Annotated in this window: 12 protein-coding genes and 1 pseudogene; 3 read left to right on the forward strand and 10 right to left on the reverse strand. The window is 66.1% G+C overall.

Annotated features, from left to right (window positions below):
* The 3 genes from H537_RS57040 to H537_RS0113645 form a co-directional block, all read right to left on the reverse strand.
* Window positions 1-552 (reverse strand): DNA topoisomerase (locus H537_RS57040; protein ID WP_441293975.1); only part of this gene is annotated, 552 nt, incomplete at its 3' end.
* Window positions 553-781: 229 nt separating this feature from the next.
* Window positions 782-2,458 carry a hypothetical protein gene (locus H537_RS0113640; RefSeq protein ID WP_156901684.1) on the reverse strand — a complete coding sequence of 559 codons (1,677 nt, stop codon included), beginning with the start codon at window positions 2,456-2,458 and terminating at the stop codon, window positions 782-784.
* A gap of 18 nt (window positions 2,459-2,476) precedes the next feature.
* The gene (locus tag H537_RS0113645) at window positions 2,477-2,863 is read right to left on the reverse strand and encodes a hypothetical protein (RefSeq protein WP_156901685.1); all 387 of its coding nucleotides are present in this window, start codon (window positions 2,861-2,863) and stop codon (window positions 2,477-2,479) included.
* Window positions 2,864-3,055: 192 nt separating this feature from the next.
* Between H537_RS0113645 and H537_RS0113650 the strand changes: the two genes are divergently transcribed.
* Complete coding sequence (locus tag H537_RS0113650) at window positions 3,056-3,283, forward strand: SWIB/MDM2 domain-containing protein (protein WP_238446688.1); 228 nt, start codon at window positions 3,056-3,058, stop codon at window positions 3,281-3,283.
* A gap of 158 nt (window positions 3,284-3,441) precedes the next feature.
* On the opposite strand, the gene H537_RS0113655 is transcribed toward H537_RS0113650, so the two are convergent.
* The 5 genes from H537_RS0113655 to H537_RS52780 all read right to left on the reverse strand — a co-directional run bounded on the left by H537_RS0113655 (window position 3,442) and on the right by H537_RS52780 (window position 6,642).
* Window positions 3,442-3,978 (reverse strand): HU family DNA-binding protein, encoded by a 537-nt coding sequence (locus H537_RS0113655; RefSeq protein ID WP_375136324.1) that lies wholly within the window; start codon window positions 3,976-3,978, stop codon window positions 3,442-3,444.
* Entirely contained in the window at window positions 3,975-4,844 is an 870-nt protein-coding gene (locus H537_RS0113660; RefSeq protein WP_028998367.1) for an HNH endonuclease signature motif containing protein, read from the reverse strand. Before H537_RS0113660 ends, H537_RS0113655 begins: the two co-directional genes overlap by 4 nt.
* Before the next feature lie 320 nt (window positions 4,845-5,164).
* A complete protein-coding gene (locus H537_RS0113665) occupies window positions 5,165-5,629 on the reverse strand; it encodes a hypothetical protein (RefSeq protein WP_028998368.1) in 465 nt (154 codons plus the stop codon).
* Window positions 5,616-6,110, reverse strand: coding sequence for a hypothetical protein (locus tag H537_RS52775; RefSeq protein ID WP_156901686.1), 495 nt, complete (start codon window positions 6,108-6,110; stop codon window positions 5,616-5,618). The genes H537_RS0113665 and H537_RS52775 overlap by 14 nt, the downstream gene beginning before the upstream one ends.
* Window positions 6,111-6,150: 40 nt before the next feature.
* On the reverse strand, window positions 6,151-6,642 hold the full coding sequence (locus tag H537_RS52780; RefSeq protein ID WP_156901687.1) for a hypothetical protein: 492 nt from the start codon (window positions 6,640-6,642) through the stop codon (window positions 6,151-6,153).
* 333 nt (window positions 6,643-6,975) lie between these two features.
* Between H537_RS52780 and phaP the strand changes: the two genes are divergently transcribed.
* Complete coding sequence (gene phaP, locus H537_RS0113675; protein WP_028998369.1) at window positions 6,976-7,512, forward strand: TIGR01841 family phasin; 537 nt, start codon at window positions 6,976-6,978, stop codon at window positions 7,510-7,512.
* 256 nt (window positions 7,513-7,768) lie between these two features.
* The gene (locus H537_RS0113680) at window positions 7,769-8,026 is read left to right on the forward strand and encodes a hypothetical protein (RefSeq protein ID WP_028998370.1); all 258 of its coding nucleotides are present in this window, start codon (window positions 7,769-7,771) and stop codon (window positions 8,024-8,026) included.
* Here the strand turns inward: H537_RS0113680 and H537_RS0113685 are convergent.
* Together H537_RS0113685 and H537_RS54390 are read right to left on the reverse strand one after the other, a co-directional pair.
* Entirely contained in the window at window positions 8,000-9,526 is a 1,527-nt protein-coding gene (locus H537_RS0113685) for a ParB/RepB/Spo0J family partition protein (protein WP_238446689.1), read from the reverse strand. The genes H537_RS0113680 and H537_RS0113685 overlap by 27 nt on opposite strands.
* Before the next feature lie 97 nt (window positions 9,527-9,623).
* Window positions 9,624-9,831 (reverse strand): annotated as a pseudogene (locus H537_RS54390) (ISAs1 family transposase); the annotation flags it as partial.

Here is a 9,831-nt window from a genome sequence, read left to right on the forward strand (position 1 = left end):
CGTGGCAATCACCTCCCAGAAGTCCCGCGGCTCGAACGTGCGGATCTCCTGCTCGCGGTCGACCAGCAGGGCCAGTGTCGGCGTCTGGACCCGGCCGGCCGACACGAGCTCGCCGGGCGCCACGAGGTTGGCCTTGGTCAGTGCCCGCGTGGCGTTGACGCCCACGAGCCAGTCGGCCTCGGCCCGGGAGCGGGCCGCGGCGGCCAGCGGCCGCATGTCGGCGTCGCTGCGCCGGTGGGCATAGGCCTGCTTGATGCCGGTGGAGGTCATGGTCTGCAGCCACATGCGCTCGATGGGCTTGCGCACGCGCAGGTACTCCACGATCAACCGGAAGATCAGCTCGCCCTCGCGTCCAGCGTCACAGGCGTTGACCAGGCGGTCCACGTCGGGGCGTCCGGCCAGCTGGCGCAGCAGGTCGAGCACCTGCTTGGAGTCGGGCAGGGCCTCCAGCGCAAAGCACTGCGGGATGACGGGCAGCTGCGCCAGGTTGAAGCCGGGATCGTCGTCCTTGCGCACGCCCAGCTGCACCAGGTGCCCGCGGGCAGCCGCCACCAGCCAGGTCGCTGCGCTCGAAGTAGCCGCCCCGGCGCGTGAAGCCGCCCAGCGCCTGCGCGATGTCGGCGGCTACCGAGGACTTCTCGGCCACGATGAGTGTTTTCATGGGTTTGACTGTTGCGGGCTGGCGAAACAGGGTGCTCCCACGGTCATCGATGGATGCATGGACAACCCCGCGATGGCGGCTGCACCGCTTTGCCGTGGCTGGTTGCGCAAGGCCGCCGGTTCACAGCAAGCGCACCGCGCCCAGCAAGTCGAAAGCCTTGTCTTCCGAAAGTACGCCGTGCCTGGCCTTGAGCACCAGCATTTTGATGAGCGCTTCCGTGATGGGCGCCAGCCCGCCTTCGATGATCAAGGGCTGCGAATACACCGGCGTGAAGTCAGCGGCCTGCAGCGTGGCCTGATGGACCGTCGCAGGTGCCAAAGCCTGGATCGGTGCCGCGACCGAAGCCGGTGCAGGAGGCACTATGACTTCGGTGCGCATTACCGGTGCGGGCTCCTGTACCGCGGGCCGAACTTCAGGTTCGACGGGCGCCGGCAGGTCCGCCGCAACCGCTGCAGTGGCAGGAGCGTTGGTGGATTCTTCGACCGGATCAGCAGGCTCGATGAGCTGCTGGTGGTCGTGCTGGGAGGCCCTGTGGGCGCGCTGTCGCGTTTGCTCGGCGGGGGCGGCCCGGGCGGTACTCCGCTCACTCGACTCGGCCTCATCAGCACTACCTGTGGCGGATGGGCTGCTGGCAGCCGTGGGTGCAGCTGCGACTTCACCCGCATCGCCGTCGACGGTGGTGTCGGCATTGGCAGCCGTATCCCGCAAGGATGCAAGGCGTTGGAGCGTGGCTGCGGGAATGTCCACAGCCGTATGAGGCGCCTCGAACCAGTCAGCGGGCAGGCCCAGCGCACGAGCCATGCCGTGGCAGAGCTCCTTGTCCAGGCTCTTGCGCCCGCTGAGCATGGCCGACACGTACGGCGGCTTGGCATGGAGAACCCTGGCCAGCGCGCTCTTGGCGCCCTTGCCCTGGAGCAGCACGGCCAAGTTCTGCTTGCGCAACTCGGGAGATGCCATGGAGGAGGTCTCGTTCGGGCCAGACTGCGAGGGCGGTGCAATCTCGGTCAGGGGCAACTGGGCTTCAGCGACGGCAGCCGCGCGCCTCGTCGCCTTTGCGGCACGCTTGCCAGCGGCTCGCAGGCCGTCAGGAGCAGCCAGTGCCTGGGCGGCGTCAACGGCCGGCCCTGCTGCTGGCGCTGTCTCAGCCCCTTCAGTGCTTGCGGCCCCGGGAGCGGGCTCGACGGCGGCTGAGGCCGCGACATCGGCCCCCTGAGCCTGCTGGGCAGCGGGGGCATGAGCCGCAGCCTGCGTTGGGGTTGGCGCCGGTTGGGCAACGGCTGAAGCTTCTGCCGCTGGCTGCGCAGAGGCGGCGCTCACCTCGGGAGCCAGCGCCGGGGCACCCTCCTCGAAGTCCTCGTCGTCATGCAGTCCGGCTCGGTCGGGGTTCTTCAGCAGCTCCAGCGTGCGCTCCGGGACTTCCTTGTTGAGCCCGTCCAGCCATTTGCCGGGCAGCTTCAGGGCCCGCTCGATATGGAAGGCCGTCTCGTCGGGGCACAGCGCCCCCTGGGACATGGCTTCAAGGCGCTCCAGGGGCACCTCGGCCACCAGCGCCAAGGCTTCCCGCACCGGCGCGTTCTCCAGCAGCAGCCGCAAGTTGGCCGCACGCAAGGCGCCTTTCACGCCTTGCTTGACGACCTGCGGCTTGGATCTGTCTTGCCGTGGTCCGCTGGAATCTCTGTTCGATGCCGGGTGCAAGATCACGTTATCCCGCAGCGGTTCACGGGTGTTGCGGTCACGGTTGCGGCCGCGGTCGCCGTCGCCGTCACGACGCTTCGATGGCCAATCAGGCTTTGCCACGTGGTGCTCCAGGAGTATTCAGAACGCCAAGGCCTGCTGCGCCCGGTCCACCGCAGTGTCGTGCTCGGTAGCAGGTGCCGTGCAAACGCCACTGGCGGCCGGCACGCCGGGCCGTGCGGGAATGGAGTTGATCGCCAGAAAGTGTTTGTTGAGCAGCGCTGTGGCCTGGGCCAGGTCCGGATCGCGCTTCATCCATGCGGCAAGGCCCGGCAGCTCGCCGGACAGGGCCCGTGCATAGGCCGCTGCCTTGCGATCAGCCACCAGGGCAATGGCGCCTGCCAGCGCCTCGCGTTCAACGGGGTCGAGCCCCGCAAGGCGCTTTTTCTGATCGGTGTCTTCAAAGGACCGGACGAGCTGGGCAGCCGCCCATGCGTCGCCTGTGGCGTCCACCATGTCGTGACTCATTGCTGGAATTCCCCGGATGCAAATTCAATGTTGGCGTATTTCACCAGACCCGGCGTGCAAGCAGGAATAGCAAGTGCGCGGTACGGGACTGGCCTGCCAGGCGCAAGTCTTCAAGGCGGTATGCTGCGCTCCATCTACACGGCAGGAGCATTTCCATTGGCCAAGACTGACACCCAGACGAACAGCGCCTTCATGAAGTCCTTGAAGCCCAGCGCCGACCTTGCGGCCATCATCGGGGTCGATCCGTTGCCACGTACCGAAGCCACCAAGCGCCTCTGGGACTACATCAAGCAGCACAACCTGCAGAACCCGGCCAACAAGCGCAACATCCTGTGCGACGGCGCCTTGAAGGCGGTCATGGGCAAGGACGAGGTCACGATGTTCGAGATGACGGGGCTGGTCAGCAAGCACCTGGCTTGAAGTTGCACCGCCGCGATGCCGGCAGCGGCACCGTGGCGATACCGCATCCATGATGAAAAGCCCCGTCCCGCGGGGCTTCTTCAATGGGCGCGGGACATCCGCAGCAGCCGCTTTAAGCACGGCGTGATGCCCAAGCCAGCAGCCGCCGTTGGACCGGTTCAGGCGGCCTTCTTCGCAGCCGCCTTCTTGGCGGCAGCTTTCTTCGCGGGTGTGGCAGCGCTCTTGGCTGCAGCCTTCTTGGCCGGGGCGGCCTGCTTGGCGGCGGCCTTCTCGGCACGGGCCTTGGCGAACTTCGGATCCACCAGCCCCGCCAGCGACGTGGAGGGCGAGAACTTCACCAGCTTGCGCGCAGGAATCTTGATCTTGTCGCCGGTGGCGGGATTGCGGCCGGTGCGCGCAGCACGCTGGCCGAGCTTGAAGGTACCAAAGCCGGCCAGGGCCACGGCATTGCCCTTCTTGAGCTCCGAGCACAAGGCGTCGATCACGGTGCCGAGCACCTTCGCGGCGCTGGCCTTGGAGAGCTCGTGTTGTTCTGCCAGCAGGGCAGCCAGGTCGTTGCGGTTCATGCGTTGCTTTGCATGGAAAGTGGAGGCGCACGATTTTGACATTGGCACGCGGCGATTTTGGTCGCGGGAGTGCCGGCCGTTGCATCCGCCATCAGTGAGCGGCTCGCTAGCCTCCGCGCCGGAGCTCATGGAACGCAGGCTGCGCAGGCGGCGGGCTCGGGGGGCTGGATGGCTCGGCCGTTGTAGGCCCAGTACTCACTGTCGCGCAGCTGCGGCGATACCCGCACGCACCACCGGTCGTCGAAGGCCATGAGGCCCAGGTCGAACAGCGTGTGGATGTCCGAGCGCAGCACCATCGCGTCACCAAGGCGCTCGGCGGCGGCCGGCGCAGCAGGCGTCATGTGCGCGACCTCCAGCAGGGCTTCGACGGCGCAGTCTGTCACGGCGCAGCGCCCACCCCACGCCTGCAGCAGCCGGGTGCGCAAGGCCGCGGACCCGCGGCGAGCCTCGATGCTGCTCATCGCCTCAGCGCTTGCCTGGGCTGCTGCGACGCGGGTTTCTGCAGCCGACCCTTGTCCCAGCAGCTGCCTCAACTGCGCCGCGGACGCAGCCGACAGCCTGGGACACGAGCGCAGGACGTTGAGCTCGAAGCGCCCCTGGCGCATCCCTTCGGTCCTGACAGGCTCACCGTCGCTGTTGAACAACTCCAGCGCCTGGGCGACCTCCACGGGCACCCGCAGGTCGGGCCTGAACACATCGACGCTGGCCGGGGTGGCCAGGCAGATGAGCGCCTTGTCCACGAGATCGTGCCTCCCGGTGCGTGCTAGCGCCTCGCTGCGGCTCATCGGCCGGTCTGCGGCGACGAGCCGCCCGGCCAGGTGCAGGTGGTTGCCGCTCAGGCCAACGATGAAGAGCTCATCGCCGGCTGCAATGTCCTTGAAGGGCAGGCGCGGCGTGGCGCCGACATGGTCGATGACAACGCTTGTGCCGCCGCGTAGCAGCTGGCGCTTGTGCTCGAAGACATCGGCGTGGAAATAGAAGGCGAAAGACGACATGACGGGGATGACGAAAGCAATCCTTGACGCTTGACCGGAACGGCTTCCATGGGTGAGCCCATGTGGCCGCACAGGAATCCTTGAAGGGCACGCGCTGCGGCTTGCAGCCACCGGCGCGTGACCTCATAAGAACCGGTTCAGGGCAGGCGATATTGGCAGAAGCAGGGGCCTTTCGGATGCGGGCCACCGCGTCCTTGGGGCACGGCGCCGAAGGCAAGGCCTTCAACCGGGCACCGCTTCGGTGCCCATAGGATGCAGGCCGCGAAACGCGCCGCCCGCAAGTCCGACTCATGGCCCGCGAGGTGACGCCGCACGGCCGCTCAGTCCGATGGCGGGCCCTCGATCATCAATGGCATCGGCCCTCCAACTCGGCCGGTGGGCCTGCCCTCGTGGTCGAGCTCCACAAACCCCACCACGCCCCAGAACTGGCCGGTTTCCCGCAGCGCGACGCTCATGATCCGGCTGGTGACGGCTTCCTCGCCTTCGGCTTCTTCGTCCCTGGAGCGCATGATGGCCATCTCGGCAATGAAGAGGACACTGCCAGGGCCGGCTGCTTCCCGGGCCTGCGCCATCAGATCGGCCTTGCGCGCTGACGTCAGCTGGCCAGGCGTGGTGTCCAGCACTGCGCGCTCGATGCCCTGCTCCAGCTCGTCACGCCGGAATGCGATCCAGCGTGACTGGAAGCCGGCAAGCCGTACGTGAGGTGCCATGTAACGCGAGGCCAGGCGTGCATGGACCTCCAACAGGAACGGGCTGGGTCTGGGAGGAAGGTCATCCATCTTCATCTCTTGCTTTTGTCTGTTGAGCGTTCAGGGACGTATCCCCTCGGTGGCATGCCGCCGAGGGCAATGCGGGCATCGCAGCGGTCGCGGCCTGGGCTTCAGCTGTCGGTGCGGTACCTCGCGTGCGTGAGCTGTCTTTCAAAGCCGCAGGCTTCCCAACCATGCCGGCCAGCGGGTGTCGATCCAGGGGAGTGCAATACCAGGTCTGCCAGTAGCCCGTGCCGCCCTCGAACTCGATGCCACCCAGGACGAGGGCAAGCGGTGCCATCCACAGCAGCCGTGCGTCGTAGAGCCTGGGCAGGCTGTCGCCGTTGACGACTCGATCAACGGCATGGAGCGTCGCTACGCGGCACAACCGGCGGCCCATGGGCTCGGCCGGGCCTTCCTGCACTCGCAGATCGCCGCTGGCAGGCACAACCCGGTTGCCGGCCTCCTTGGTCAGCGGGACACCGCGGATTCGCTGGCGGCGCACTTCGAACAGCATGGCACGCGTCGCAGCAGACGATTGCAGCGATGGGCGCTGTTCAGCGGGATGCCGGAGATCGGCTCTCGCTCCAGGCCCTGGTGCTGCCTGCCTGCGCCCGGCAGGAGGACTGGCCCGGTGCACGGGCTCGTTGCCCGCCAAGGCCATGGCGGGCCGCCAGCATGCCGGACGGGGCATCGTGGTCTGGCGCGATGTCGAGCCCGATGTGCTCTGATTCGCCTTCGACGACCACGGTGACATCCTTGTGCGGCAGCGCGTACTCGCGCTGCACAGCGTGGCGGGGTGCCTTGCCAGTGGCCCTCAGCAGCACATGGGTGGCGGCCACGTTCAGCGGTCTGGCATCGTTCCTGTCGCAATCCGCGACCCACGGGCACATCGGAATGGAAATCGCATCACTGCGCCGGGAAATAGGCAAGCTCTTGCCACCATTCCCGAGATGCGTGCGGATCCGGGACCTCCAGCCTTTGTCACTGCTCGGCCCATCCTCCGGAAAGGCAGCCAGCGTTCCATGGGTGGCCTTGGTATCCAGCATCTCAGCATCCATTTCGCACAACCTTTATATGTATGAAAACACAGTATATGCGCAGGAAACCTTACTGGTGAAGACGGGCGTGCCGTCGCGCTGATGAAGCCCCCTGTCCTTGGCTTCGCTGCCTGCTGTATCTGCCTGCTCGTGTTCCAGCATTCCCGTCGGAGCCCGGTTGTTCTTGGTGGCGTTGCCTTCGCCACTGCAAAGCCAACCGACGGCTGTCGAGGAAATGTTGCGTTGCACAAAAGCGTTAGACGCAGACAGCGTTTTCCCTATACTGGCGGCCATGCTGCAGTGCAGCAATTTTTCCGACCAAGTTCACTTTCCCGAAGCCAAATGCAAACCGCCGAGCAACTGATTGCCATCCAGAAGTCTTCTATTGGAGCCGCCTTCAAGCTGGCCGCGGCGACCTTCGAAGGGGTCGAGAAGACTGTCGAGCTCAACGTGCAGGCCGTCAAGGCGGCGCTGCGTGAGTCCGCAGAGCACGCCCAGGCCGTTCTGTCGGTGAAGGACGCCAAGGAACTGCTGGCCCTGCAATCTGGCCAGCTCCAGCCGACCGCCGAGAAGGCCGCTTCCTACAGCCGCCACGTCTACGACATCGCCGCGGCCACCAGTGCCGAAGTGACCAAGATCGTCGAAGCCCAGGTGGCCGAGCTGCAGAAGAACGTCCTGGCCGCCGTGGACACCGCGCTCAAGAGCGCGCCGGCGGGCAGCGAGAGCGCCGTGGCCCTGGTGAAGTCCAGCGTCGCTGCTGCCAGCAACGCCTTCGACAGCGTGCAGAAGGCCGCCAAGCAAGCGACTGAAACGGCCGAGGCCAACTTCAAGCGCGCGACCGCCGGCGTGGTCAACGCGACACAGCAACAGGCTGCCTGAGCTGGCGCGGCCGGGCTGCGACTGCCTTGGCTGACCGAGGCAGCCGGCACGAAGCCGACGCGAAGGTTGTCCGCTCGGTACCTGCCGTCGAAGGTACCTTCTGCCCGGCCCCGGCCGGGCATTCCTTTTTCAGGGGCCGCATAGCCAGTGGCACCTTGCGGCATACCATGACGTGCGGCCAGTCCCCGCGCGCGGAGCGTGGTCCGTGCGCTTGACGTACTGCCGCCTCCGGGGCTTCTCATCACCCGTGCCGGCCATGGTGATGAAGGCCTGCGGCGTGAAGTGGCACCCGCATGGCAGTCGAATTCACGCCGGCGCCGAAGCACACGGCCAGCAGCTGACCATCGAGCGCGCGGTGCAGTGGATCGCGCTGGCGCTCCGTGAGTACCTTGTCCATCTTCAAGTCCTCGGTGGGGCGCTGCGCGCAGTCGTGGTGCGCAGCGCAGCCTGTGGCGATGTGGAGTCGGTCGAAGCCCGGCAGAGCCGGCTACCGGCAGCGCCAGCGGCGCGGTGAGTATGAAGCTGCTTGCATCCCCGGGTGGCCCAGCCTCTGGACTTGCGGCAGAGGCCGGCGCGGCTTCAGCCCTTGGCCCGCAATACGGACGGCAGCCACCGCTTGCCTTGCAGGCGCTGCTGGGCCAAGGCGACTGCCTCGGGCTTCTTCAGTCCTTCCAGGCCCGCCGCCGCTTAAGTGCCTGCGGCCTCCCGCACCGAGCACCCAGGCCAGAAGGGAATGCTGATCGCCGGGCAGCAGGTGGCCCCACCGCTCGCGGTGCGCTTCCATTTCCAGCTGCGCCTTGCACTCGGCCAAGTCCGCGCCTTCCTTTCGCACATCGGCGGTATCGGCGCGAATCTCAACGGGCCGGTCACCAGAGCCACGGCGCGACGACAGGCCGGTTTGCACGGCCAGTTGATAGGCCAGTACGCGCAGCGCGACGGCCGGGCTGTCTGCAAGTGTGGCGCGCAGCGCGGCAGTCCGATGTGCGGTCAACTGGCGCAGCAGCCGTTCGGAGTATTCCGGCTTGGTGGCCTTGGCCGCTGCCGTCCCTGCGGCAGTGCCGGCGCTGCCGGATGATGTTGCGCCCTGCGTGGCTTGTGCCTTGCGGTCTTCCACGCGCACCAGTCCACGAAGGACGGCCAGTTCGCCGCGCTGATCCACGTACACCACCGCACCGGCCAGTGGCAGATCGCGTGGGTCGATCTGCTGCAGGGTCTGCTCAATGGCCTCGCGTTCACGTTCGGCTTCGCGCTGCTGCGCTTCCAGCGCATCAATGGCCTCGCTGTCGTCCTCAGGGTTCAGGTTGTCGATCTGGTCTTCCAACTCGGACACCAGCGCCTCGATGGCATCGAGCCGCTGCTGCTGTTCCTCGCTCGGGTCCACGTCCAGCGTGTGGCCGTGGTCGAATGCCTGCCGGTCGGTGTACCCAAAGCTGGTGCAGACCTCCACCCACTGCCAGCACCCTTCGGCGCGCACCGCTTCGGCCTCGCGCTGCAGGCGCTCCGTGGCCAGCTTCTCAAGCAGAGCCGGCTCCGTCATAAAACCCGGGAAATCTACGTCATCGGAAAACAGGTCGCGCCGGATATTGCCACCCGCTGCCTCATAGGCTGAGAAGCCAATGAACTTCACCAACGGGTTATTCGGCGGCACATCGCGCTCGGTCAATTTGCGGCGCAGGTTGTGCGCTGAGCGTTCGTAGGGTGCTGAGTTGAACCACGTCACCTCTTGCAATTCGTGTTCTTCAGTGAGCGTCAATGCCATCAACTGTTCCAGTTCGATTTTTTCGTCCCGGTACAGTGTCATGAGCTTCGGGCTGATCTTGGCAAGTTTCAGCCGGCGCTCCACAGTGAGCGGGCTGATTCCCCAGGCGTCTGCAATCTGGGAAACCGTCTTGCCCTGCTCAAACATGCTCAGGAAGCTGTAAAACAAATCGCTCCCATGGAGCGGTTCACGCCCGCAATTTTCGGCTAGGGAAACCGACAGCGCATCCTCTTGGGATACTTCCAGGCAGCGCACCGGAAAATCCGCATCAATCTTGCCCTGAGTGAAAAGCAGGTTCAGGGCTTCCAGGCGGCGGCCACCGGCGACGACCCCGTAGCGCCCGCAGGGCTGTTTACTTCTGCCAAATGCCTGCGTAGTTGAGCACTTTGTCGAGCGAGAGCGCATTGCGGTACAGGGCTTGGGCAATGTTGCGTTCGCCGTTGCTGCGCAACAGGTTCAGCGCGAGTTGGCGTAGACAGGCGAAGACGCCGGGATTGCGGCGGATGCGGCTGGCGTCCTCGGCCATGGTGGTGTCGAGCACATGATGCAGGCTGTTCTCG

The sequence above is a fragment of the Azohydromonas australica DSM 1124 genome, assembly GCF_000430725.1.
Lineage (GTDB): Bacteria > Pseudomonadota > Gammaproteobacteria > Burkholderiales > Burkholderiaceae_C > Azohydromonas > Azohydromonas australica.

Coding starts and splice junctions, on each gene's coding strand:
- H537_RS0113645 (WP_156901685.1), bottom strand. CDS start 2,863: ATGAGTCACGACATGGTGGACGCCACAGGCGACGCATGGGCGGCTGCC.
- H537_RS0113650 (WP_238446688.1), top strand. CDS start 3,056: ATGAAGTCCTTGAAGCCCAGCGCCGACCTTGCGGCCATCATCGGGGTC.
- H537_RS0113655 (WP_375136324.1), bottom strand. CDS start 3,978: ATGAGCTCCGGCGCGGAGGCTAGCGAGCCGCTCACTGATGGCGGATGC.
- H537_RS0113660 (WP_028998367.1), bottom strand. CDS start 4,844: ATGTCGTCTTTCGCCTTCTATTTCCACGCCGATGTCTTCGAGCACAAG.
- H537_RS0113665 (WP_028998368.1), bottom strand. CDS start 5,629: ATGAAGATGGATGACCTTCCTCCCAGACCCAGCCCGTTCCTGTTGGAG.
- H537_RS52775 (WP_156901686.1), bottom strand. CDS start 6,110: ATGCTGTTCGAAGTGCGCCGCCAGCGAATCCGCGGTGTCCCGCTGACC.
- H537_RS52780 (WP_156901687.1), bottom strand. CDS start 6,642: ATGCTGGATACCAAGGCCACCCATGGAACGCTGGCTGCCTTTCCGGAG.
- phaP (WP_028998369.1), top strand. CDS start 6,976: ATGCAAACCGCCGAGCAACTGATTGCCATCCAGAAGTCTTCTATTGGA.
- H537_RS0113680 (WP_028998370.1), top strand. CDS start 7,769: ATGGTGATGAAGGCCTGCGGCGTGAAGTGGCACCCGCATGGCAGTCGA.